Below are 24,173 nucleotides of genomic sequence, written 5' to 3'. Positions count from 1 at the left end.
CCCTCTTTGCGTTCTCCTTCCCCCCTTCCCCCCCCCCTCTCCCCCCCCCCCCCCCCCCCCCCCCCCCGCGGCCGGTGGGCGGGCATCGAGTGCTTCCGGTCAAGACGACGAGGAGCCCTTGCCGACGGGGCCCACCGGGTGTTCCGCACCGCGGAAAGGACGGACCTGATCGCCAGGCTGCGCGCCCTGCTCGACGACGCGTCGCCCGTAGTCGGATCAGCGACCTTGGCAGGCGGGCGGCGGCAAAACTGGGCCAGCCTACGGTGGCGGGCCGCGTCGAGGACTGCTACGCAGCGGCGTTGGGACGACATTGCAGCTGAAGGGCATGTCTCACATGAATGCGAAACGACAGAAGGAGTACCGATGCGCACGATGGACATCGCCAAGGTCGAGGGCGGCATGGCACTACAGAAGGCGGCCGGTATCGTGCGTGTCTATCCGTCCATCTGGCGCGGCACCGTCGTCGATGTCGGATGCCGCACACGTGAGCTCGAGACGGCGCTGAAGGGCCGTCAGGTGCGATACGTAGGTGTGGACATCGACCCGTCGGCGGAGGTGGTGGCCGATCTCGGGGAACGTCTGCCCTTCGACGACGGGTCGGTGGACGTGGTCACCGCCTTCGATGTCCTGGAGCACACCGACGACTTCCATAACGCCTTCTCGGAGCTGTGCCGTGTGGCGCGCGAGCATGTCGTCATCACGCTCCCGAACGCCTATGAGGTGAGGACCCGTCTCAGGCATCTGCGAGGGAAGCCGATCTCCCAGAAGTACGGACTGCCCATGGCGCGGCCCAGCGACCGGCACCGCTGGTTCTTCTCGCTGGACGAGGCGCGCGCGTTCGTACGGAACTCGGGGCGCGAGCATGGCTGGCGGGTTGCGGACGAGCGGGTGCTGGCAGGTCCGCAGACGCAGCGTATCGGGCGGGTCGTGTGCCGCTGGCCCAACCTGCTGGGTTCCACCTATCTGGCGCTGCTTGCACCCGTCGGATGATGCCGAGGCCTGGGCCGTGCCATGTTGCGGCCCAGGTCGTCCGGGTCCCGGGATCCTGCGCCGGGGAACGGTGGTGCAGGCGTCACAGGATCGCTTCCAGCATCGCGGCTGCGCGCTGTGGTGAGAACTCCTTGCACGCGCGTTCCCGTAGTTGATGCCCGAGGGCGCGACGCTCTTCCGGGGGCAAGAGCAGGATGGCGCGGACGTGGCCGGTCAGTGTGTCCAGGTCACCCACGTGTGCCACGTAAGGGTAGTCGGCGCCCACCACGTCGGCTGATCCGCCTGCGTCCGTCGTCACGACAGGAGTGCCGCAGGCCATCGCCTCCAGAAGCACTCGTGGAAACCCCTCCTCGTAGCTCGGCATGACGAGGCAGTCCGCCGCCGCGTACAGCTCGGGAAGGTCGCGGTTGGGCACCGGCCCCACTACCTGCATCCGATCGTCGAGCACAGGATCGGCCGCCGCACGTTCCAGCCGTGACCTTTCCGGGCCGTCGCCCACGACGACGAGCCGGACGTCACGGGTCGGGACCTCCTCCTGCGAGCGCAGCGCAGTGAGCAGCGGCACCAGGAGACGAACCCCTCTCCGGTACGAAAGCCGGTGGACGTACAGCAGGACGAACTCGGCGTCGCCCCACCCCTGCCTCGCCCGCGCCGCGCGTCGTGCCTCCGGGGCCAGCGGGGCGAACCGCTCGGCGTCGATGTCGTTGTAGAGCAGTCGCATCCGGTGACTCGGCACGCCGCACTGGCCGGCCATGACGGGGATCATCGACTCCGGTCCGGTGACCAGGCAGTGCACCGACCGTGCCGTCACCCGGTTGAGGAGACGACGCAGCCGTTGGTGCCACGTGATGCGCTCGCCCGGCACCGGCACATCCGCCGTACCGCTGCGCCACAGAAGGATGCGGTGCCGGTACACCGGGCGCGTGAGGATCAGTACGGTCACGAACAGTGTGGAGTAGCGCAGGAAATAGGTACGGTAGCCGGCCCGGGCACAGCGGTGGACGGTGCGGACGGTGCCCAGGAAGCGGCTCAGACGGCTCCGGCCGGGAACGCGCAGCAGCAGCCGCACGCCGGCGAGGCGAGCCGGCGGGTTCCCTCGCTCGACGGCTGCCGCGACGTCGATCCGCTGCCCAAGGGCCGCGAGCAGGGCCGGGATATGGGCGAAGTGCTCCGACTCGGTCTCGGACAGATGGGGGACCACATAGACCAGCCTCGCGCGCGGGTTCCGCGCCTCGGGGACCGGTGCGCACTCCCGCGCCTGCTGACCGTCCGCCGACGCTCGGTCCACGACAACCTCCTCGCTGTTCTTGTTCGCTGGTGCCGTCCAAGGACCTTCGCCCTACGTGGCCCCGACAGAGCGGATGAGGGCGGCCACGGCGTCAATGTTCACGTCGAAGCCGTAATGCGCGAGAACGTCGTCGCGTACCGCGAACAGTTGCTGGTTGCTCGGCGGGGATGCGAGGACCCGGCGTACTCCGTCCGCGATCGAGGCAGAGTCCGGTGCCACCAGCGTCACGCTCTCCCAGCGTGCCGCGGCGGCCGGAATGCCGCCCACCGCGGTCGCGACGACCGGAACCGCGGCGGCCGTGGCCTCCAGAAGGGTCCTCGGCAGTCCTTCGTCCCGTGAGGAGATGGCGAAGAGGTCCGCGTGGGTCAGTTCCGCACGGATCTCGTCGACGCCGCGTGCGCCGAGGAAGTCCACATGGTCCGCCAGGCCGAGCCGGGCGGCCTGTTCGGTCAGGGGGACCCGTAGCGGTCCGTCCCCCACGATCCGCAGCCGCGCCGAGGGGAGCGTCTGCACGAGGTCTGCCATGGCCGGCAGGAGCAGGTCAAGGCCCTTGGAGGGGTGGAGCCGGCCGACCGTCAGAAGCTGAGGGGCCGTTGGATCGGCGAGCGGCGGCCTGTCCCGCTGCAACGGCTCCTCCCAGACGGGCAGTAGCCGCGGCGGGACGAGCACCGAGGGGATGCCTCGCCTGGCCAGCCCGTCCTGCATCGACCGGGCGACGACCCGGCAGCCCTCGGCGTGCCGGGTGAAGGTGACGGCGGCCTGCCGCAGCACGATCCGCCGCCAGCGGCCGAAGACGGCGACCGGCAGCGCCAGGAGGTCCCCGTGGACGTCGATCAGCAGCGGACACCTCGTGGCGCGTGCGACGATCCAGGCGGACGGCCACCCCCAGGGTTCCGCACCGTTCACCACGACGACCTCCCCCCTGCGCAGGGCGGCCCGCGCGACGCGCACCCCATGGCGTGCCGACCCGGCCGCCCAGACCAGCGAGCGCAGCACTCCCGGGCCTCGGGGGCGCCTGAGCACGTGCAGCGCTCCTCGCCGGCACTCCAGGTCCGGGCCCGCCCAGACGCACTCGGCGGTGCCGAGACGGCTCGCAAGCGCGCTCCAGGTGCGGAAGTCCGCAGAATCCTTGACGTCCGCCTGCCGGGAGCCCGAGAGCGTGACCACCGTGATCCGGCTCTGCACCGGAACGACGGATACGGATTCGGCGGAGTGGAGTCCCGCGGTCATGACGGGCCGCCGCCCAGTACGGCACACGTGAACGTCGGGTTGTCCCGAGGCGTCACATCTTCCTCCAAATAGCCAGTTGCCCGGTCGGCGCCATGGAAGGGGCGGCCTGTTCGTCCTGCGTCGACGCAGCGCGCTGAGCATGCTCCCCGCTCGGCCCCTCCGCTTTGTGGAAGCCGCCACAGCCTGACACGGCGGACACGGGTGGGGTCCCCGACCGGGCCGCTGCGGACGTCCGTACACCCCTCTGGCGGACATCATCGGGCGTCGTTGCACGCGGAGGGGTAGGGCGTTTCCGCGCGCCGGATCTGCAACGGTCCGCGGCACGGCGATACTCGGCACTCGACATGTCCGAGGGCGCCTGCTCGATGTTCTTCCGTCCGCACCTGCGACGTCTCGGCGGGACTCACACGAGGAGCTGTCCCGTCTGCGGCGGAGGAAACACATGATGCGGGTCCTGTCCCGGGAGGCCGTCCCGATTCTGGGACTCACGGTTGCGGTGGCGTTGATCGCCCACTTTGCGGGCTCCGGCGGGCCGCTCCCCGTGGCTCTCATCGCCGTGATCACGCTCTCCGCGCTCTTCCTGCCACCCGAAGCCCTGCTGGTGGCAGCCGTCGTGACGGGCAGTGGCCTGGGTTTCACCGCTCTCCAGTCCCCTCTCGTGGGGCCGCTGCTGCTGCGCGATCTGCTGGTGCTCGCGTGCCTGGGCTGTCTCCTCCGGCGGCGTGCGGGCGAGGTGAAGCTCGACGGGTACCTCGCCGTGTGCCTGGCGCTGTTCTTCGGCTGGTCTCTGCTGGCCACACTCCACGCGGGCACATCGGCGACCCCGCTGCTCCGGATGGCCGTCTACGGCGCCGTGTTCCTCCTCCTCGCCCGTCACCGGACGAACCGGAAGCCGGTCTACGCCATCGTCACCTGCTACGCCCTGGTCAGCGTCGTCGGCGGAGTGATTCAGGACCAGACGAGGCTGGTCGGCCTGGACATCGGAGATCCCGCGCAGACCGGGAGCCTGCTCTTGGCGGCACTGTGCCCTCTGCTGACATCGGAACTCCGGACGCCCTGGCCGTGGCTTGTCGGCGCCGTGCTGCTCTCCGGCATCTTCCTCACGCAGACCCGCAGCGTCTGGTTCGCAACGGTCGTCGTGCTCGTCGTCTGGGCCCTGAAGCGGGTGACGCTGTCCAGGCTCCTCGTCGTGTTCACAGTGCTCGGCCTGCTGGGCTTGCAGGCCGTCAGCTGGGTCACCAGCGTGTTCGGGCTCAACTCCACCAGCGCGGACTACCGCTGGCAGAGCATCGAAGCCGGCCTGCGTCGCGGGTTCGAAAGCCCGCTCTTCGGCAGCGGATGGGGCTACGCCTCGTTCGGCAACGACCACTCGGTGCCGTCCTACCTCTACCAGGCAGTGGACCAAGTCCTTCCGTACAACCTGTTCGTGTGCGTCTTCGCCTCGGTGGGCGTACCGGGCGTGCTGCTGCTGGCGCTCTTCCTGTGCCGGCTGCTCCACCGTCTGGTGGCGAGGCGCGGCGCTCCGCTGCTGTTCACGGTCGCGGTGCTCGCGATGTCGCTCACGGAGATGACGTTGTACGCAGGGTCCATGCTGACGCTGCTCTTTTTCACCTACGCGGGTATGGGGCTGGCCCCGGCAGGTGATGCGCCCATGCCGTCGGACCAGCCGACGACGGCAGGAGAGGGGTCCTCACGAGCGTCGGCGGAGGGCCCTGCCACCTATGCGGGCGTCGTTCCGGCGGGCTTGCCGGCCGGCGCGGTCGACGGACCTGCATGTGGCAGGGACCTGACGAGCACCCGCAGCACGAGGAACCAGCACGCCGTGCTCAACGCCAGCAGGCAGAGACAACTCGAGGCGTAGGCCAGGGCCATGCGTTCCGGGCCCGCCCACAGCTGGGTCACTGCGACCAGCATGGCCAGTTGGCAGATGCCCTCGGCCGCCAGGAACGCCAGCCGTACGCCGGGAAACCCCAGAGCCGCCGGCAGCACCTTGCCCCAGATCACCGTGCCGCGCAGCGCGGCCCCGGCCAGGAGTACCACCGCCGCCGTCGACAGCGCCGTGTACGCGGCGCCGTACACCAAGCCCAGGAGCAGTCCGGTGAGGGGAGCCGCGACCGCCACCGCCAGCGCCCCGACCGCCCCGGTCAGCGCACTGGAGCGGAGGGCGTCCCTCATCACCGCTGAACGGTGTCCATGAGCTCCCGCCAGCGCCAGGCGGGGATAGAGCTGCGCTGCGACAGGGCTGACGAAGGTCATGAAGAGACGGGCCATCGACGTGGCCACCTTCAGATACGTCACCAGTGTGGGGCCCCCGAACACTCCGGCGAGCACGGTAACGCCGCTCTCCGAAGCAGCGGAGACCGATCCGGTCGCCGATGTCTTCACCAGGAACGTCATGAGGCCCGGTGGCAGTGCGACGGGCTCGGCGGCAGGCGGACCACATGCTTTACGCACCTGCTGGACAGCGCCGGTGGTGAGCACGACCGTGGAGACCAGACCGGTCACCACGGTCGCCGTCAGGTAGCCGACCGGGCCGGCCACCAGCAGCCCCGTCAGGGTGACCAGACACCCGAAGACGGCGAGCGCGAGACGGACAGTGCCCAACCGGAACAGCTGGCCGGTGAGCGCGTAGCCGGCCGAGGCGCTTCCCACGGGTGTCGCGACACCGGCTCCGAGCACGGCGGGAACGAGCAGCCGGAGCTGCTCGGCGGAGAGCCATCCCGCGGCAGCGGCGGCAAGGGCCACCGCCACGCCCACGATGGTGGCCAGCAGCCCGGAGACGAAGTCCAGCCGGACGAGCCGGTGGTACAGCTGGGTGCCTCGGCCCGCACCGCGCAGTTGCTCCGCCGGCACGAACCGCTGCTGCGCGTCCTCCAAGCGGGGATCCCACAGCAGGAACCAGACGGTTGCCAGGGACTGCACGAAGAGCACCTGTCCCGACTCTGCGGCGCCCACCTGCCGCACAAGCGCGGCGGTGGTGACCAACGAGAGTGCCGCCTCCGCCTGGCCGGCGACGGTGAGCGAGCCAAAGGTCCGCAGGTGGCGTTTCCAGGCACGGCGCCCGACCGGCCGCGACGGGTTCACGGGCTCACGGCGAGCGTGCGACCGACGGCACGAGGGCCGACCGCGACGAGCCCTGCGGCGACCACAACCCGCGGTTCACTGGACGCGCTTCGCCACACCTTCAGCACTCCGTACGCTCCTCAATGCCCTTTCCGGGTCATTGACGCATGCCCGCAGGGCGCCCATCCCGACTCCTTGTGTGTGTTCGTCCGGCACCACCCTGATGCAGCAGCATGACGCCGGAGCGGTGCCTGCACATCGGAGCGTCCTGCGGGTGGGCTCTACGCCATCCGGTGGTTTCGGGGAGGCGGACCGCTCGGGCACCACACGAGGGTTATGTATGCATCTGTATCGGTACGAAAGGTCGCGATGTGCAATGGACCGACCGACCGACCGACCGGCCGACCTGACCTGAGGAGCGCGAAGAGATGACGGCCCCGTCCAGATGGCGTTCCGCCTCGCTCACTTCTCGTGAGGTGCCGTCGGACCTGCCCCGGCCACTCCGATGAGAAGTCTTCGGCGCTCCCGGATGGAGTGGAAGGGCCGGATCCGCTTCGGCCGGCCGGCCGAAGCGGATCCGGCAGGGCCGTCGCTCCGGCGGCGGGCCGCATACGTCGTCGGGGCGGCCGCGTTGCTGTGTCTTGCCGGAGCCGGCTGGATTGTGGTCACCGGCCTGATCGCCCGTTCCGAACTCCTCGCCGCCCAGCGGTCCCTGGACGCCCTGCGGCAATCGTTCTCCGGGCCTGCGGCGAACGCCGCCCCGGCGGCCGGTGCGGAGGGCGCGGCGGATCCGAAGGCGGCGATGCGGTCCGCAGCAGGGCATGCCGCCCAGGCCCATCGCCTCACCACCGGCCCGGCCTGGTACGTCGCCGCGCAGGTACCTTTCATCGGCCGGCCCTTCACTACGGCGCGCGGTGTGGCGCATGCCGCCCACCGTTTGACGCACGAAGTGCTCCCGCCGGTAGTGAGCATGGCGGCGGGAAGCAAGGACTTTCGGGACGGTGGCCTTCAGGCCATGCTGACGAGGCTGGACAAGACGGCTCCGGATTTCGAGCGGGCGGCACAGGTGGCGGCCGACATGAGGAACGACACTCATGAACTGCCACCCACCACATGGGTGGGGGCCGCCGACCGGGCGCGGGCCCGGTTGGTGCGCCAACTCGAGCGGATCGCCCCGGCAATGACCGACGCCGCCGTGGCGGCACGTGTGGTGCCGCCCATGCTGGGAGCGGACAGTCCCCGGCGGTATCTCGTGGTCTTCCAGAACACCGCCGAGGCGCGCGGCACGGGCGGGCTGCCCGGAGCTTTCGCCGTCATGACCATCGAGCAGGGGCAACCGCGTTTCGAAACCTTCGGCACAGACTCGATGCTGGCGGAGGCCGAACCCTCGATCGATCTGGGCGCTGAGTACAGGGCCCAGTACGGACGCATGGACCCCGCTGGCACCTGGGCCAATTCCAACGTCAGCCCACACTTTCCCTATGCTGCCCGCATCTGGGCGGCGGCCTGGCACCACCACAGCGGGCAGCGGGTGGACGGCGCGATCGCCCTCGACCCCAGCGGACTCGCACGGCTGCTGCGGGCGACCGGTCCCGCGCGGATGCCCGACGGTACGGTGCTCTCCGCCGACAACGCATTGGACCTCGCCGAGCGCACCGGGTACGAACGCTATCCGGACAGCGTGCAGCGCAAGTCGTTCCTCCTCGATGTGGCGCGCACGGCCGCCGCGACGCTCATGGACGCCCTCGACGATCCCACGCGACTCCCAGGAATGGCCCGGGCCACGTATGACGTCATGGCAGAGGAACGCCTGAAGGTCTGGAGCGCACGGGACGACGAGCAACGGCTGCTGATGACCCGGCCTTTGAGCGGTGCGCTTCCGGCGACGCCCGGTCCCTTCGCCGGGCTTGTCGTCAACAACGCCGCAGGCGGGAAGCTCGACTACTATCTGGACCGCGAGTTGCACTGGATCCCCGGCCGCTGCACCCCGGACGGGCGGCTGGTCACCGCGCGGATCACGCTCACCAACCGTGCTCCCGCCACGGGGCTTCCCGTGTACGTCACCCAGCGCGGCGACAAGCCGTCCTATCCGACGCGACCTGGTGACAACAGGCTGCTGGTCTCCTACTACGCCAGCAAGGGCGCGCGACTGACCGATCTGACCGTCGACGGCCGTCCCGCGGTGCTGCACAGTGGTGTCGAGCGCGGTCATGCGGTCTACACCGTCGACCTGGAACTGCCGGCGCAGAGCAGCCGCACCCTGACGCTGCGGCTCGTGGAGCCGGTCAGCGACCGTACGCCGGTGCTCCTGCGCCAGCCGCTGGTCACGCCGTTGCGGACGCATGTGGGGCCCTACCCGGCCTGCGGTGCCTCTGGCAGGGCTTTGTCAGGTTCGTTCGTCGGTGACGGGTCCGAATGACCGGCTGTGTTGTTGATCGGGTCTGCCTCCTGGGGAGTTGGCTGCGGTCCGGTGTGGTCCGGAGGAATCCGCTGCGGATGTATTCCCATCGTTCGTGCGTGCGGATCAGCATCAGTGGGATCGGTCCACTTGCGCGGGCTGACGGACGAGGGACGCAAGTCGGTCGAGTCGATGACCTGCACAGCCTCCCACCAGGCCGTCAAACGTCCGAACCCGCCGGGCACGCCGGATTCTTGTGGGGGATTCCGGCTGCGGAGTGGCCGTCCACGACGAGGCGCACCCTGTGGGTGAAGTGGCCTGCGAGCCGGTCCAGAAGCGGCACATGACATCGGCGTCGAAGGTCTCGGTGAAGACCATGAAGTGCAGCGGCCCTTGGTGCTGATCGCGGACATGGCGTTGACCGAGAACCGGTTGCCCGTGCGGCGCACGGTCGGGGTGCACCGCACCTCTTGGCGCCCCAGGTGCGGCCAGTGAGCTGGTCGGAACGGATGCCGGCCTGGTCGGCGAAGGGCACCTCCCCGCCCTCAGCCTTCGCCCTGGGCTAGGATCGCCGGCCGCCTCTCCTCCCGCCAGACGCGGACCGCTTCTGCGCCCTGCTCGACGGCCCCGCTTGTCGCGGCGCGCTGGAACGACAGGCCCCAGCGGCGCAGGTTCTTGCCCACGCCCCCGCTCGGTCAGCCGCACCCGGTACAGCTTCGCGATCAGGTCCCCCACGCCGGCGCGTGTCCACAGCTGCCCAGCCAGCCCCAGGTCACAGGGCCGGTGATCCAGCACGGCCTGCCGGACCGCCTGCTGCTCGACCGCATCGAGAACCTGATGTTCGCCGACCCGCCGCCCACGCGGCCGGGTCACGAGCGCTTCGCCCCCTGCCTGCCACTTCGCCCACCACTTGTCCACCGCCTTGAGCGAGACCTGGAGCACCCCCGCGACATCCTCGCGAGTCCGGCCCGCCCCAACGCCGCCACGCCCGCAGCCGCAGGGCCTCCTGTGCCGACGGCGACAACTGCCGTGCATCCCCCACCAGTTCACTCATGTCGGGATCAACGACCCAGAACACCCACCGTTTCAGACAATAAGCTCCAGCCGTCACGGAAATGGGCTGGTCGGACATGGCCGAACGACCCAAGGAGCACCTGATTGGTCGTCGAGTCAGCTCCGTCCTCAACTCAACCTGCCACTACCCTTGCCCTGTATGAAGTTGACGACAATTGCCCGGAACGGCATCCGGCCGGCGTACTTTCCCGTGATGGCCCGCAAAGTGTATTCTCGTACACGGTACGGAACCACTCGCGAGCGTAATGCTGCGGCTGTGTGGGTCGCAGCAGAAGCGCAGGATATGGATGCCTGGGCGCGCGGGCAGAATCCCGGTCTGTGGGAGGAAGCTCTTACCTTCGCGCATCACCTGGAAGAAGAAGCTCGGCCCCGCATCGCTGGTCTGCGTGCATGCGGCGTGGAATTGGGTGGGGGCGGAGCCAATGAGCTGCTCTACTTCCTGACACGGCTGCTCGCTCCGCATGTGGTGCTGGAAACAGGCGTGGCGGCCGGGTGGTCCACCACCGCCTTCCTCGGCGGTATCAGTGACAACGGGTACGGCCATCTGTACTCCAGCGACTTCCCGTATTTTCGGATCCCTAATCCGGAGCGTTACGTAGGATATCTGGTACCAGAGCAAGTCAGGGGGTCGTGGACTTTGCTGCTGAAGGGCGATCGGCGCAACCTCGATGAGATTCTGCTGCCGGGTGTCACTGTGGATCTGGTGCACTATGACTCGGACAAGAGTCGAGCCGGGAGAGAGTGGTTCATGCGACGCATGGCCGACCATCTTGCGCCGAACGCGGTCATCGTCATGGACGACATCAACGACAACCTGTTCTTCCGCGACCATGTCGCACAGCACGACGCCGAGTTTCGCGTTTTCGCCTATGGCGATAAGTATATTGGGATGATCGGTGACCCGGTCAAAAGAAGTAGCGAGTGCCGAGATGTCGCAGGTGATCCAGGAGAGGGAGCCTGAACGGCGTCGGCCCAGCACGGGAAGTGGCCTGGCTGCAGGTCGCCGAGACCGGAACCGGCATACCCGGGGCCTGGGCCGCAGGACAGGTACTTTCCGGTCTGGTCCTGGACCCCGACGCCACGCTGATCACCTGCGGCATCAGGTGCTCCTCGCCGACACCCGTTCACCTCCGGCTCGGCCCAGTTCCTCGAAACCCGCCACCGGGGGCACGCCACCGTCAAGGACCACAACCGGATGGGGTCCACCGGCTTCGGCCGTTTCCCTCCCGTTGCATCGCCGTCAACCCGCACTGGCTCGAACTCAGTCTCGCGGCCACCGATCTTCTGACCTGGACGCGCGTCCTGCTGCTGGACGGCGAGCCGGCCGCCGCCGAACCCAAGAAGCTCCGCTACCGGCTGCTGCACGTCGCCGCCCGCCTCACCCGAGACGGCCGCCGCCTGCGCTTGCTTGTGTGCAACCCGGCCCTGGAGGAACTCCCCCTCAGCCGACGCCCAGCGCGAGGGCGATCCGCTCCACCGACTCCTCGATGCGCTGCACGCACTCCCGCACCAATGCCTCACCGCCACCGAGCGGGTCGGCCACGTCGTCATCGGCAGCGTCCGGTGAGGCCGCACTCCGCCGTGCCGCAGCGCCCGCGACAAGGGCGGCGAACCTGGCGGCGGGATCCACCATATCCGCGCCGTCCTCCGCTCTCACCAGCCGCGCGAACTCGCGCAGGCTGAAAGCCCGCGACAGGGCCCGGACGGGAGCGAGGCGCACGGCTGCCTCCCGATGCTCGACCGACGCCCCGAGCACCAGATCCGCACTTTCGACCAGCCCCGCCGTCAGCCGGCGAGCCACCCTCCCCGGCGGGTGTCCGCACCGGGCAACCACCAAGGAAGCAGCCGTGGCGTCCATCGGCATGCCCGGGACGGCCCGTGTGCCCGCGCTGCTGACATGGATCGCCTCCCGCACTGCGGCCAGCCGCTCCCACAGCAGCCACTCGGTGAGTGGAGAGCGGTAGAGATTGCCGGTGCAGACGGTGAGCACACGGAATTCCGGCACGCACGACGTGTCGGAGGTGGAATCATGGTCGAGCATCACGGCCGCATGTTCTTCCATCGGATGGTGGTCCTCAGTCATCCTGGGACACCGCCCGTCGCGGCGACGCCGTACAGCTCGTCGAACCACGCCGCTGTGGCCTTCACATCCACCGCCTCAGCCCTGGAGCGTGCCCCGGCTGCGAGCTTCGTATGCACGTCCGGATGCATGGCCCGCAGCATGCCTTCGGCCAGCCGCCGCGGCGAGCCCTGCGGCACAAGAATGCCGTTCTCGCCGTCGCGGACCAGGTCGGGCACACCGCCGACCGCCGTGGACACCACCGGTACGCCTGCCGCGATCGCCTCCATGATCACCACGGGCAGCCCTTCGTACGTGGACGCCAACACCAGCGCATCCGCAGCAGCCACCAGGCGATTGGCACCCTCGACGACACCCAGGAAGCGAACGCGCTCCCCCAGCCCGCGCCGGTCGATCTCTGAGAGCACTTGCTGCCGAAGAGGTCCGTCCCCGGCAAGGACGAAAAGAGCATCAGCGCGCTGGACGAGCAGTTGCTCAGCCGCTTCGATCAGCAGTGCGTGATTCTTCTTCGTATTGAGGTTCGCCACACACACGAACAGGAAGGAGTCCAGGGGGATTTTGAACTCTGACCGCACCTGCTGTGCCCGCTGGGCCCAGGAACGCTGGACAGCGAGGTCCACACCGTGGATCCGCGTCCGTACCCGGCGTGCTCCCCGCACAGTACGAGCGGTCGCCACCTGCGGCGATACGGCCACCGTAACGTCGTCCAGCCAGCGGGTCGACCGGTCGAGCAGCATAGTGAGGGGGCGGTACCAGACCTGATGCACTGTGGAGACCAGGAACGGGCGGCGACGCATCAGGTACAGGAAGGGGCGCAGCACCGCCGCAGGCGCGGGGGAGTGGATGTTGACGACGTCGGGGGACTGCTTTCGCACGACGCGCACCAGCTCGGCGTAGCGCAACCACCGCGGGCAAGCTCGCAGATCGACGACGTTTACTCCGCAGGCACGCAACTCGTTGGCCAGTGTCTCGGTTGAGGCGCGGAGGAAGACAACGGTGTAGGTCCGCTCGGAGCGAGGCGCGCGACGCAGCCGTTCTACCAGAAGGACTTCGGCGCCACCGACGTCGAGTGTCTTGATGACCTCGCAGATCCGGGCCGTCGTCACCGTGCCGCCCTTCGGACGCCGCGCCTGCCCGCCCGGGACGTGGACGGGCCGGCTTCCCGCTCGCGGCTCTCGCGCAGCCGGGCCTCGACCTCCGCGAGGCGTTCCCGCGAGACCGCGAAGACGTCCGGCCCGCTGGCTGCCGGGCCGGGAATGAACCGGTCCAGCCGGGGCTCGTAGTGCATGAAGTCGTATCCGTGGTCCCCGAGCCATTGGCGCACCTCGTTGACCGACGAGCCGAACCGCGCGAGGAAGGGATCGACGAGTTCGAGGAACCACACCGGCGGCTCGGCACGGGACAGCAGCTTCTCCGCTCCGCGTAGACCGCAGTGCTCGGCGCCCTCGATGTCGAGCTTGCCCATGGCCCAGGAGCGGTCCGGCAGCGTCTCGTCGAGACGTACGACCCGTGCGGACACGACCTCCCCGGCGTCCTCGGCGGTCCGGATCCGGGAACCGGTCCCGCGCAGCACGAAGGGCAGAGTGCCGGGAGTTTCCCCGACCGCCAATGCATGCACCGACACGGAACTCAGCCGGTTCTCTTCCACGTTCGCACGCAGCCTCTCCACATAGACTGGGTGAGCCTCAAATGCGTGCACCTCTCCCCGGTCCGACACGAGTTTGGCGGCCAGAAGGGTGAAGATTCCCTCGTTGGCGCCTCCGTCGATGAAACCGTCACCGGGACGCAGATAGCGCTTCATGAAGGTCATGGCCTGGAAGTCGGGCAGGCCGCCGAAATAGAGCAGGCGTCCCACCTGAGTGCTGTCAGGATGGGCCCGGAACCGCATTCCGTCGTAGACGTTCAGATCGAAGGGCCTTCCCACCAGGCGTTTGTGTGCCTGCCACAGCGCCATGCGCGCGTAGGCCCCCGTGCGATGGCCCCGGTTGGCCGGGTGGTTCCAGATCAGTCTGAGCATTTCCTGCACGGTAGTCGGCATGGGCTCCTGCTTCCGACGCAAATGGCAGGGCATTTGCATCCGTCACCTGAATGAGAAGGACCAGCTGGGTCTGTGCCGTTTATATCCGGCGCGACCGGGGGCGCCGGGGGCGCCACGCGGGCTTCCCGTGCCCTTGACGGTCAGTTGACTGCGCTCCGCCTAATATCGGGCACATGTCGACCGCCACGCAGCCAACCAGCGGTTCCGGAATTCCTCGCTTGCGCGTGATGAGGGTGATCGCGCGAATGAACATCGGTGGTCCGGCCGTCCAGGTCTCGGCGCTTACGCGTGGAATGGATCCCGAGCGGTTCGATCACCGTCTGGTCACCGGTTTCGTGGGTCCGGGAGAGGAGGACCATCTGGATCAGCGTGCGCCCGACCTCCCGGTGCACCGGATCAACGGCCTGGGACGGGCTGTGCGGCCCACGGACGACGCACGCTGCCTCGCCGAACTCGTGGCGGCCATGCGTCGGTTCCAGCCGCACATCGTCCATACGCACACGGCGAAAGCCGGCGCGCTCGGCCGGACCGCCGCCGTGCTGGCCCGGGTGCCCTCAAGAGTGCACACCTTTCACGGCCATCTCCTGCACGGCTATTTCTCCCCGGCGAAGACGAAGGCCGTGGTGGCCGTAGAACGTGGGCTTGCGGCCCTCACGGACCGTCTGGTCGCCGTGGGCGGGCGGGTACGCGACGATCTCGTCGCCGCGGGTATCGGAAAGGCCGGTCAGTACACGGTGGTTCCGCCCGGCACCAGTCTCGCCCCCGCGCCCGGCCCCGCGAAGGCCAGAAGCACGCTGGGACTACCGCAGGGGTGCCTGGTGGTCGCGTACGTGGGGCGCGTCACCGCGATCAAGCGTCCCGACCGTCTCCTCGCCGTCGCCCGCGAGGTGCACCGGGCCGTACCGGAAGCCCACTTCGTGGTGTGCGGAGCAGGAGACTTCCGCCCGGATCCGGAAGCCGTCGCCGAACTCGGCGACTCTTTCCACCAGTTGGGCTGGCGCGCGGACGTCGAGACCGTCTACGCGGCGGCCGACATGGTGCTGCTGACGTCGGACAACGAAGGCATGCCGGTGAGTCTGATCGAAGCCGGCCTCGCCGGGCTGCCGACTGTGGCCACCGACGTCGGCAGTGTCGCGGAGGTCGTGCAGAACGGCACGACAGGACTCCTGGCCGCACCACGGACCGCCGACATCGCACGCCACACGGTGACTCTTCTGCGCGACGCGCAGCTGCGCCGGGAGATGGGGGCACGGGCGCGTGCGTTCACCACCCTGCGGTTCGGTGAGGAGCGCCTGGTGGCCGACATGCAGGCCCTCTACACGTCCATCGCCGTCGCCCGCGGCTGGTGGACCGCACCCTCGTCCGAAAGGTGAGCACAGTGAACGCTCTTGTTACCGGAGGTGCCGGGTTCATCGGCGCCAACCTGTGCCGAGAGCTCGTGTCGCGTCCGAACATGGGCAAGGTCATCGCCCTGGACGACCTGAGCACGGGCTCCGCGGCCAACCTCGCGGGAACCGACGTGGAACTGGTCGAGGGCAGCATCCTCGATCCCGGGCTCCTCGACGACATCGTGCCGGGAATGGACGCCGTCGTGCATCTCGCGGCGCGTCCTTCCGTGCCTCGCTCTCTTGCCGACCCGGTCGCCAGCCATCACGTCAACGCGACCGGCACGGTCACCGTCCTCGAGGCATGCCGGCGCGCGGGCGTCCCCGTGGTCGCCGCCTCGTCCTCCTCGGTCTACGGAGCCAACGCGGTCCTGCCGAAGCATGAGGATCTGGCGACCCGGCCACTGAGCCCCTACGCCGCGAGCAAGCTCGCCACCGAGGCGTACGTCCTCGCCTACGGTGCCTCGTTCGGCCTGCCCACTCTGGCGTTCCGCTTCTTCAACGTCTACGGGCCGCTGCAGCCGGCCGGGCATGCGTACGCCGCCGTGGTCCCTGCCTTCATCGACGCCATGCTGCGCGGTACACCCGTGCGGATCTTCGGCGACGGACTGCAGAGCCGGGACTTCACCTATGTGGGAACCGTGGTCCAGGTGCTGGCCGACGCGGTGATGCGCAAGGTCTCGTGCGACCGTCCCGTGAATCTCGCCCTCGGCACCAGGGTCACCGTTCTCGACCTTGCCCGGGAACTCGGGGACATCACCGGACTGCCGGCCGACATCCGACATGAACAGCCGAGGGCGGGGGACGTCCGCGATTCGCAGGCCGCGGACGGTCTGCTGCGCGAGCTCTTCCCCGACATCGGCCAGGTGCCTCTGGAGCAGGGACTCGCGAAGACGGTGAGCTGGTTCCGCACCCTCCCCGACTACGCGTTGCGGGAGCCCGCTGCGCCCGTTCCGGTGGACGTGGGCTGACGGGCGGCACCGAGGACCTGCTCCTTCATCGCAGCGGTTCTGTACGACGCAGGCCATGACCTTGCGGACGGTTCCCGCCTCCGGCGCTGGTCCCTGCGGACCCGCGCAGGTTGGTGGCCTGACTGTCGCTCCGGGCGATGCACTCCGGCACGAGCTCGGCGAGGAAGGCGTCGAAGCCGGCGAGGCGCCGGTCCAGGCCCTTGGCGCAGCTTGCCTCGGTGCTGACCGCCCGGCTGGCCCGGTCCCGGAGCGGGAATCGCTCAACGGCGACGAACAACCGCTCGCGTACGTCGCGGTCGGCTACCCGTCGGCACCGTGCATCTCCTCCTTCTCTCGCTCGGGCCGCCGACCTGGCACGACAGCACGGACTCGGCGCCCTGCTGGAGAGGGGCCCGGCCGGCCGGACGTTCGATGCGGTCGTCTCCGGGCAGACCTGGCACTGGGTGGGAACGGTGGCGGGAGGGGCTGAAGCGGCGCAGGCGCTACGGCCCGGTGGCCGGCTGGCCGAGTTCTGGACGCCGGCCGACCCTGCCGGACCGCTCCCGTCAAGCGAACCGGAAGAGGCGCCGGCAGGCGTCGGCGCTGCCGTCGAAGCGGCCGGAGGCAGGTTCACGATGCGCTACGCCACGGTGGTGGTCGCAGCTGCGCGAGCCGATGCCGCCTGACCGGGCAACACGGTCCGTCCGCAGGTCCGCATGACCCGGCCTGCGGGCCACCAGTCGTCCTCGCCGACGTGGGTGGTAGCCGGGTCACGCAGCGGCCGTAGGCCGCCACCGAGGCCGGTCACGCCGTTGTGCTGGGACTGGCCTCGGTGCTGTTCGTCGGGACCGCGCTGTACACGGGGACTCGCAGAAGCCGGAGCCAGACGACGGCGGTCACCGCGACAACACTGATCAGCACGACTGGCTGCGGGACGGCCTTGAGCATGACCAGGACGGCCGTCAGGCTCGTCATCGCCGCGAAGCCTCCGATGGCGACGGCCACCTGCCGAACCGTCATCCCGAGCTGCCGGAGCCGGTGTGCGATGTGGTCCTTGCCTCCCTGCAGCACAGGCCGCCCTTCCCTGCGCCGCGCCACCATGACCAGGCCGGTGTCCGCGGTGACCACCAGCGTGATGAGCAGCAGACTGCCGTACCCGGAGAGCGCGGTGCTGTCCCTGTGCAGGGTCATGCTCACGGACGACACCAGGAAACCCACGAAGAGCGCGCCCGCGTCACCCAGAAAGATGCGCGCCGGATGCCAGTTGTGGAACAGGAACCCGACACAGGCCCCGGCCAGGGCGGCCGTGACCGCGGCGGTGCCGATGCGACCGGCGGACAGCGCGGCGCAGCAGAGGAATGCCGCGATGGCCGCGGTCACCGTGGACACGACGCCGTCCATGTTGTCCAGCAGATTGAACGCATTGGTGGTGAAGAGGATCCACATCACCGCGAGGACCGCGTCGACCCATGTGCCGAAGAGCACGGGATGGCCGCACCACGCGACGACCACGAACGCCGCGGCCGCCTCGACGGAGAGCCGCACCCGGATGCTGAGCGGACGCAGGTCGTCGACAAGGCCGAGCACGGCGATCACAGCGGCACTTCCCAGCACGACGGCGAGGGTGGAGTCACTCTCGTCCGTAACGAACATCACCAGACTCGCGGAGCCCGCGGTCGCCACTGCGACGGCCATGCCACCCAGATAGGGGGTGGGGGAGACATGCACCTTACGTGCCGCGGGCTGGTCGGTGTATCCGCGCCGCACGGCGAGGAGACGTAGGGGCTCGGTCAGCAGAGCGGCGACGGCCAGAGCCACCAGCCCCGTGAGCGCCGTCACCATCCACGGACTCACACCGGACACGGACTCGCCACCACCGCCCCGTTGGTGGCGCCGGTGTGTCCTTCGTCCGGGCGACCGGAATCGGCCACGGGCTCGTGCTGCTGCATTTCGCCGCGGGCGTCCGCGACGGTGTCCGTGAGGATGTCGTCGAGGTTCCGCCGTGGTTGCCAGCCGGTGAGGGCCCTCAGTTTCGTCGTGTCCGGGACCCGGCGGTCCATGTCCTCGAATGCCGGTCCGTATGCCTCGGTGTAGGAGACACGCTCCACGGTCGACGCGCTGTTCGCGCATGTGATGGTGCGTGCGGCGAGATCGAGGATGCTGATTTCCTCGTCGCTTCCGATGTTGAAGGTCTCTCCCTCAGCCTCCGGACGGTCGATCAGCGAGACGAGTGCCGCGACCACGTCGGTGACGTGGAGGAAGCAGCGACTCTGCCGGCCGGTGCCGTAGACGGTGAGCGGCTCTCCCCGTACCGCCTGACGGGCGAATCTCGGAATCACCATGCCGTAGGCCGGGCTCTGCCGGGGGCCGACGGTGTTGAAGAAGCGCACAATCGTGGAACGCAGTCCGTACTCCCGGCGGTACAGCTCGGCGAGGATCTCGTCCACCGCTTTCGCCGTGCTGTAGGACCATCGCGGCACGGAGGGGCTTCCCAGAATACGGTCGGACATCTCGGTGAGCGGCCCCGAGGAGTTCTTGCCGTAGATCTCCGACGTGCTGGCAAGAATGACCGGCCGGCCATGGCGGTACGCCGCTTCGATGACCGTTTCGGTGCCCTTGGTGTTGACGGTGAACGACCTCAGTGGCTGCTCGACGATGAGCCTCACCCCGACTGCCGCCGCCAGGTGCACGACCCGGTCGCATTCACCTACCAGCTGGGCGACCAGCGGCGCATCCAGCACGGAGCCCTGGACGAATTGGAAGTTTCCGTGTCTGCGTGCGTCGGCAAGGTTCTGCAGGCGCCCGGTGCTGAGATCGTCGAGTGCGACGACTGGCTCGCCTCGCGCCAGCAGCGCATCGACGAGATGGGAGCCGATGAATCCGGCTCCTCCGGTAACCAGGCACTTCGGATTGTCCGTCACGCCGTCACTCCATGTCTGTGGGTGGGACATTGCCAGGGTCATGTGCACCGGCGACGCAGAGCAACGATAGCCCGGAACGACACAAACGGAGCGAATTGACAGATCGGTTGGTCCACTTGCCCGCCGCTCGAAGGACAGGATGACTCCGTTTGCCTGAAGCAGTGTCACTCAGCAGGCCTATGCGGGCGAAGCCTGGCATACATCGCGCATATTCCACCGGAGAATTCAGCTGGGCATGCGGGAGGAGAGTCACAGGTGTCGGTGTCAAAGCAAAAGGTGGTCGTCGTCGGCCAGGGGTATGTGGGCCTTCCACTTGCTGTCCGTGTGGTCGAGGCCGGGCACAACGTCGTGGGTCTCGACGTGGACGAGATGCGCGTCAAGCGCCTGGCGGCCGGCGAATCGTTCGCCGAGGACGTCACGTCCCCGCGCCTTCTGGCCGCCCTCAACTCGGGCCGCTACTTCCTCAGTACCGACTACGCGGATGCCGCGGGCTTCGATGTGTGTGTCATCACGGTGCCCACGCCGCTGAAGAACGGCGCGCCCGACCTGAGTTTCGTGGAGAGCGCCGCGCAGGCGGTCGCCCCGCACCTCAGGCCGAACGCCACGGTGATCCTCGAATCCACCACGTATCCCTGCACGACCGAACACGTCGTGCGCCCGCTTCTGGAGGCTCACAGCGGTCTTCGGGCCGGCGACGACTTCTTCCTGGGGTACAGTCCGGAACGGATCGACCCGGGAAACCCGACCTGGCGGCTGGAGAACACACCCAAGGTGGTATCCGGGGTCGACGAAGTCTCCCTGCGGCACGTCCAGGACTTCTACGACGACGTGGTGGACCGCACCGTCCCGGTGAGTTCACCGCGCACGGCGGAGCTGACGAAGCTCCTGGAGAACACGTTCCGTCATGTGAACATCGCCCTGGTCAACGAGCTTGCGATGTTCTGCAGGCCGCTCGGCATCGACATCTGGGAAGTGATCGACGCGGCGTCGACCAAGCCTTTCGGATTCATGCGCTTCCTGCCTGGGCCCGGCGTCGGCGGACACTGCCTGCCCATCGATCCTTCGTATCTCTCGTGGCAGGTCAAACAGGCGCTGCAGCACGACTTCCGCTTCGTGTCACTCGCCAACGACATCAACAGCCATATGCCCGATCATGTGGTTCTCCGGGTGGCCAGAGGACTCAACACGCGGCGCAAGCCCGTCAACGGCAGCCAGATCCTGGTCCTCGGGCTCGCTTACAAGAGGAACACCGGTGACATCCGGGAATCACCCGCCGTAGCCGTCGCCCAGGGCCTCCAGAAACTCGGTGCTCACGTCCTCGCGGTGGAGCCGTATGTCGAACCGTCGCAGCTGCCCCAGGACATTCTGTGTGTCGAACTCACGGAGCAGCAGGTCACGTCATCCGACGCAGTGGTTGTCGCCACCGATCACGACGCCTTCGACTACGCAATGGTCGAGCGTGTCGCCGATTACGTGTTCGACGCCTGCAATCGTTGCCGTTCAGGCGCCGTCGAGCGCCTCTGAGAAGGCGCCGATGCACTCCGTCGAGGGTGCTGAGAGTGCCGAGTGGCCGAACAGGCAAGCCGTGTGCACGAAATTCTCGGTGCGGACCCTAAGGTGACTGTTCAATTACTCGCTCCGATCGGGGAAGACTTTGGATTTGCACCAGTACTTACGAGTCCTTTCCCGCCGATGGCGCGTCATTGCCCTGATGGCCTTGCTGGGGACGGCGGCAGGTGTCGTCGCAAGTGGCGTTGCCACTCCCGAGTACCGGGCGACGACCACACTTTTCGCCTCCATCCAAGGTGGCGACGACACGTCCCAGCTCAACCAGGGGAACGCGTTCGCCCAGGCAAGAGTTCAGTCCTACGCCGACATCGTGGCCAGCCCAGAGGTGACCGAACCGGTCGTGAAGTTCCTCAAGCTGAAAATGACGCCGAGCGAACTGGGCTCGCGGGTCTCGGCAGAGGCTCCGGTCAACACGGTGCTGGTCCGTCTGACCGTCACCGACACCCGCGCGGCACGAGCCGCCCGGATCAGCAATGCCGTCGCCGCCCGGTTCGCCCACGTGATCAGGGAACTGGAGAGCCCGGACGGGGACATGACCGAGTCACCTGTGCGGCTCACCGTCATCCAGCCCGCGACCGTGCCGTCCTCCCCTTCGTCACCGAAGACCATGCTCAACGTCGCACTGGGCCTGGCCGTGGGCCTGGTCCTCGGGCTGGGGATCGGCGTCGCGTTGGAGACGGTGGACACATCGATGCGGGACTCCAGAGCCCTGGCCGAGTGCCTGGCTGCCGTTGCCGGGCCACCCGTGCTGTCCAGCATCGTGCACGACTCGCGAGCCTCGGGGCGCCCTGTCTCCCTGCGCGACGACACGCACAGCACCCGTGCGGAGGGTTTCCGGAAGCTGCGGGTCAATCTCCAGTTCGCCGACATGGGCAATCCGCCGAAGGTCATTGCCGTCACAAGCCCGCTGCCGCGTGAGGGCAAGAGCAGCGTGTCGGTCAACCTGGCTGCCACACTGGCGGAGGAAGGGTCCAGGGTGTGCCTGATCGACTGCGACCTGCGCCGCCCTTCCGTCGCCTCGGCCCTCGGCCTGGTCAGGGACGCCGGACTCACCACTGCACTGGTGGGCAAGGCCGGTGTGCGTGAGGTGCTGCAGTCGGCAGGGTCCTTCTCGGTGCTCACCAGTGGGATGATTCCGCCCAACCCGACGCAGATCCTCGGCAGTGCCCGATTCAAGTCCTTGCTGCAGGACCTCGCCGAGGAGTTCGACCACATCGTCGTGGACACCGCTCCAGTGCTTCCGTTCGCCGACACCCCGGCGATGGCACAGGCCGTCGACGGCTACCTGCTCGTCGCACGTGCCGGACGGACGAGCGGGAACCAGATCCTCGACACCCTGCGCATCCTTGAACGCGTCAACGTGCCTGTACTGGGAGCCGTCTTGAACGCGGCTCCCTCTCGAGGCGACGGTGAGGCGCACGGCTATGCATACCGGTACCAGCCGAAGCCGGACAGGGCAGACCGCCTCTCGGCGATCGTATCGGCGCGCCTGGCGTCTGTGGTTCCCCGCCGTGGAGCGTCCGCGAACGGTCACACGGCGCCGGAGTCGGCCAAGACGCGGTTGTAGAACCGGACGGCCGCGGCCGTCCTCGGCACAGGCCGTCCGGCCAGGTCAGGCGATGCCCCACAGGGCATCGCCTGACCTGGCCGTTCCGGGGCGCCGAGGGCAGGGGGCCACGTGCTCCTTCGGGCCGGGCCGGCAGGGCGCTGCGTGCCGCGGTGGCACCCGTGCGGCTGCGCCATGGGGACGACCGCCGCGAGCCGGTCCGGCGGGCATGCCCGATCCGGCCGGGCCCGTGTGTCAGTGTGCGGCCATGCGGCTTGCGTTCGTGGTCCCTGTGGCGGTCGTCGTACTGGTCGGCGGGATGCTCGTCGGCTCGTGCGACATGGGCGACGCAGCCGTGGACCGCCGATGGGGTACGCCCGGGCAGACAGCGACACGGGCCGAGCGGTTGACGGTCCAGGTCGTCGACACCCTGCCTCATGATGCGACGGGCTTCACCCAGGGCCTGGAGATGGCCCACGGCATGCTCTACGAGAGCACGGGCATGACCGGCCGGTCGACGATCAGGGCAGGTCGGCCCGGTGACCCGCCGGCGCAGCGCGCCGAACTGCCCCCACCGTTGTTCGCCGAGGGAATCACTGTCATGGGACCGACCCTCTGGCAGCTCACCTGGCAGAACGGCATCGCCATCGAACGGGACGCCGGCACGCTGGCCGAACTGCGCCGGGTGCCGTACGAGGGGGAAGGCTGGGGGATCTGCCACCAGCGGCACCGCGGCCGGCTCGTGACGACCGACGGCACCTCCCGGCTCGTCTTCCGCGACCCGCGAACGCTTGAGAAACGGGGCGAGGTCGCGGTCACCGCCCAGGGACAGCCTGTGGGACGGCTGAACGAGCTGGAATGCGTCGGCGACATCGTGTACGCGAACGTCTGGCCCACCGATCGGATCGTACGCATCGACGCCGACTCCGGTGAGGTGACCGGGGACATCGCCGTACCGTCACTGCTCAGCGAAGCCGAGCGGCGGCACGCGGACGTCCTGAACGGCATCGCCGCGGTTCCGGGGACCGATCAGTTCCTGCTGACGGGCAAGTGGTGGCCCAAGATGTTCCGTGTTGTGTTCGTTCCCGTGGCGGCTGGTGAGGGGTAGTCAGGTACCGATCAAGTCGGCCCGTGCGCGGGAGGTCGTGCCGGCGCAGGTGCCGGGCTGGGCTCCTCATGGCGCGAGCCGGGCCCACGGCAGTGCGGAATTCGCCGCACGGCTTCGCGGAAGCACGCAGACCCGCTTCGTGAACGGCAGGTCCGCCCAGCCGGCCCTCGCGCTGACCGCCCGGCCGACCGGGCATCCCGGCTGCAGCGAGACCCTGCCACGCGAGCCGGAGCGCGCCGCACGACCAGCAGACCGGGCAGTGCCTCTACTCCAACGGGCTGGGCAAGGCCGTTTCCGTGGGCGACTGCGTACAGGACAACGGGCAGGCTGTGGCGCACCGGTTCAGGCGGCAGAATGCGGAGCGACTGCGGCGGCTGCCTCGACCTGGGAATGAGCAGCGGCCTGGTGACGAAGACCTGCGCCGGGGAGGCGTCGCAGCGCTGCGCGCCGGGCCAGGCGCTTCAGCGCAGCGGCTGGTCCACGCCCACCGGGCGCGGCCTCCCGGCTGTACCGGATCGGGCGAGGGCCGCGGG

16 protein-coding genes and 1 pseudogene are annotated in these 24,173 nt (G+C 68.8%); 10 read left to right on the top strand and 7 right to left on the bottom strand.

All coding sequences use genetic code 11. The features are described 5' to 3' along the window. The first annotated feature begins 363 nt into the window (after window positions 1-363). A complete protein-coding gene (locus ACZ4SA_RS09035) occupies window positions 364-990 on the top strand; it encodes a class I SAM-dependent methyltransferase (RefSeq protein ID WP_468271378.1) in 627 nt (208 codons plus the stop codon). A gap of 82 nt (window positions 991-1,072) precedes the next feature. Here ACZ4SA_RS09035 and ACZ4SA_RS09030 read toward each other — a convergent pair whose 3' ends face one another. After that, complete coding sequence (locus ACZ4SA_RS09030) at window positions 1,073-2,278, bottom strand: glycosyltransferase family 4 protein (protein WP_468271375.1); 1,206 nt, start codon at window positions 2,276-2,278, stop codon at window positions 1,073-1,075. Between the two features lie 51 nt (window positions 2,279-2,329). Further along, window positions 2,330-3,508 carry a glycosyltransferase gene (locus tag ACZ4SA_RS09025; RefSeq protein ID WP_468271373.1) on the bottom strand — a complete coding sequence of 393 codons (1,179 nt, stop codon included), beginning with the start codon at window positions 3,506-3,508 and terminating at the stop codon, window positions 2,330-2,332. Between the two features lie 442 nt (window positions 3,509-3,950). Here ACZ4SA_RS09025 and ACZ4SA_RS09020 point away from each other — a divergent pair, with 442 nt between their 5' ends. The 4 genes and pseudogenes from ACZ4SA_RS09020 to ACZ4SA_RS09005 form a co-directional block, all read left to right on the top strand. Continuing rightward, the gene (locus ACZ4SA_RS09020) at window positions 3,951-5,369 is read left to right on the top strand and encodes an O-antigen ligase family protein (protein WP_468271370.1); all 1,419 of its coding nucleotides are present in this window, start codon (window positions 3,951-3,953) and stop codon (window positions 5,367-5,369) included. 1,707 nt (window positions 5,370-7,076) lie between these two features. Continuing rightward, on the top strand, window positions 7,077-8,990 hold the full coding sequence (locus tag ACZ4SA_RS09015) for a DUF4012 domain-containing protein (protein WP_468271367.1): 1,914 nt from the start codon (window positions 7,077-7,079) through the stop codon (window positions 8,988-8,990). Between the two features lie 1,192 nt (window positions 8,991-10,182). Further along, the gene (locus tag ACZ4SA_RS09010) at window positions 10,183-11,004 is read left to right on the top strand and encodes an O-methyltransferase (protein ID WP_468271365.1); all 822 of its coding nucleotides are present in this window, start codon (window positions 10,183-10,185) and stop codon (window positions 11,002-11,004) included. A gap of 133 nt (window positions 11,005-11,137) precedes the next feature. Next, window positions 11,138-11,456, top strand: a pseudogene (locus ACZ4SA_RS09005) (transposase); the annotation flags it as partial. Between the two features lie 28 nt (window positions 11,457-11,484). Here the strand turns inward: ACZ4SA_RS09005 and ACZ4SA_RS09000 are convergent. Genes ACZ4SA_RS09000 through ACZ4SA_RS08990 form a run of 3 tightly spaced genes read right to left on the bottom strand, consistent with a single transcriptional unit; the run spans window position 11,485 to window position 14,140 of the window. Further along, window positions 11,485-12,105, bottom strand: coding sequence for an arsenate reductase/protein-tyrosine-phosphatase family protein (locus ACZ4SA_RS09000; RefSeq protein ID WP_468271362.1), 621 nt, complete (start codon window positions 12,103-12,105; stop codon window positions 11,485-11,487). 17 nt (window positions 12,106-12,122) lie between these two features. Further along, the gene (locus ACZ4SA_RS08995; protein ID WP_468271359.1) at window positions 12,123-13,229 is read right to left on the bottom strand and encodes a glycosyltransferase; all 1,107 of its coding nucleotides are present in this window, start codon (window positions 13,227-13,229) and stop codon (window positions 12,123-12,125) included. Then, a complete protein-coding gene (locus ACZ4SA_RS08990) occupies window positions 13,226-14,140 on the bottom strand; it encodes an FkbM family methyltransferase (protein ID WP_468271356.1) in 915 nt (304 codons plus the stop codon). The genes ACZ4SA_RS08995 and ACZ4SA_RS08990 overlap by 4 nt, the downstream gene beginning before the upstream one ends. Window positions 14,141-14,406: 266 nt before the next feature. Between ACZ4SA_RS08990 and ACZ4SA_RS08985 the strand changes: the two genes are divergently transcribed. Next, a complete protein-coding gene (locus tag ACZ4SA_RS08985; protein WP_468271354.1) occupies window positions 14,407-15,534 on the top strand; it encodes a glycosyltransferase in 1,128 nt (375 codons plus the stop codon). 5 nt (window positions 15,535-15,539) lie between these two features. Continuing rightward, the gene (locus ACZ4SA_RS08980; RefSeq protein ID WP_468271352.1) at window positions 15,540-16,517 is read left to right on the top strand and encodes an NAD-dependent epimerase/dehydratase family protein; all 978 of its coding nucleotides are present in this window, start codon (window positions 15,540-15,542) and stop codon (window positions 16,515-16,517) included. Window positions 16,518-17,300: 783 nt separating this feature from the next. Here the strand turns inward: ACZ4SA_RS08980 and ACZ4SA_RS08975 are convergent. Beyond that, window positions 17,301-18,359: an MraY family glycosyltransferase gene (locus ACZ4SA_RS08975; protein WP_468271351.1), complete on the bottom strand. Its 1,059-nt coding sequence runs from the start codon at window positions 18,357-18,359 to the stop codon at window positions 17,301-17,303. Beyond that, the gene (locus tag ACZ4SA_RS08970; RefSeq protein WP_468271349.1) at window positions 18,347-19,417 is read right to left on the bottom strand and encodes an NAD-dependent epimerase/dehydratase family protein; all 1,071 of its coding nucleotides are present in this window, start codon (window positions 19,415-19,417) and stop codon (window positions 18,347-18,349) included. The genes ACZ4SA_RS08975 and ACZ4SA_RS08970 overlap by 13 nt, the downstream gene beginning before the upstream one ends. 261 nt (window positions 19,418-19,678) lie before the next feature. Between ACZ4SA_RS08970 and ACZ4SA_RS08965 the strand changes: the two genes are divergently transcribed. The 3 genes from ACZ4SA_RS08965 (at window position 19,679) to ACZ4SA_RS08955 (ending at window position 23,640) form a co-directional block, all read left to right on the top strand. After that, window positions 19,679-20,941: a nucleotide sugar dehydrogenase gene (locus ACZ4SA_RS08965; RefSeq protein WP_468271347.1), complete on the top strand. Its 1,263-nt coding sequence runs from the start codon at window positions 19,679-19,681 to the stop codon at window positions 20,939-20,941. 130 nt (window positions 20,942-21,071) lie between these two features. Further along, window positions 21,072-22,553, top strand: a complete 1,482-nt coding sequence (locus ACZ4SA_RS08960) for a tyrosine-protein kinase domain-containing protein (RefSeq protein ID WP_468271346.1) — start codon at window positions 21,072-21,074, stop codon at window positions 22,551-22,553. Between the two features lie 247 nt (window positions 22,554-22,800). Further along, window positions 22,801-23,640 (top strand): glutaminyl-peptide cyclotransferase, encoded by an 840-nt coding sequence (locus tag ACZ4SA_RS08955; RefSeq protein ID WP_468271344.1) that lies wholly within the window; start codon window positions 22,801-22,803, stop codon window positions 23,638-23,640. Window positions 23,641-24,173 lie beyond the last annotated feature (533 nt).

This window comes from Streptomyces sp. NPDC027962 (genome assembly GCF_055566095.1).
This window is presented reverse-complemented; position numbering and strand designations above follow the sequence as displayed.

What these genes read in the sequence shown, in the direction of transcription:
- ACZ4SA_RS09000 (WP_468271362.1), bottom strand. Translation starts at nt 12,105, where the DNA reads ATGGAAGAACATGCGGCCGTGATGCTCGACCATGATTCCACCTCCGAC.
- ACZ4SA_RS09015 (WP_468271367.1), top strand. Translation starts at nt 7,077, where the DNA reads ATGAGAAGTCTTCGGCGCTCCCGGATGGAGTGGAAGGGCCGGATCCGC.
- ACZ4SA_RS09020 (WP_468271370.1), top strand. Translation starts at nt 3,951, where the DNA reads ATGATGCGGGTCCTGTCCCGGGAGGCCGTCCCGATTCTGGGACTCACG.
- ACZ4SA_RS09010 (WP_468271365.1), top strand. Translation starts at nt 10,183, where the DNA reads ATGAAGTTGACGACAATTGCCCGGAACGGCATCCGGCCGGCGTACTTT.
- ACZ4SA_RS08955 (WP_468271344.1), top strand. Translation starts at nt 22,801, where the DNA reads ATGCGGCTTGCGTTCGTGGTCCCTGTGGCGGTCGTCGTACTGGTCGGC.
- ACZ4SA_RS08985 (WP_468271354.1), top strand. Translation starts at nt 14,407, where the DNA reads ATGAACATCGGTGGTCCGGCCGTCCAGGTCTCGGCGCTTACGCGTGGA.
- ACZ4SA_RS09025 (WP_468271373.1), bottom strand. Translation starts at nt 3,508, where the DNA reads ATGACCGCGGGACTCCACTCCGCCGAATCCGTATCCGTCGTTCCGGTG.
- ACZ4SA_RS08990 (WP_468271356.1), bottom strand. Translation starts at nt 14,140, where the DNA reads ATGCTCAGACTGATCTGGAACCACCCGGCCAACCGGGGCCATCGCACG.
- ACZ4SA_RS09035 (WP_468271378.1), top strand. Translation starts at nt 364, where the DNA reads ATGCGCACGATGGACATCGCCAAGGTCGAGGGCGGCATGGCACTACAG.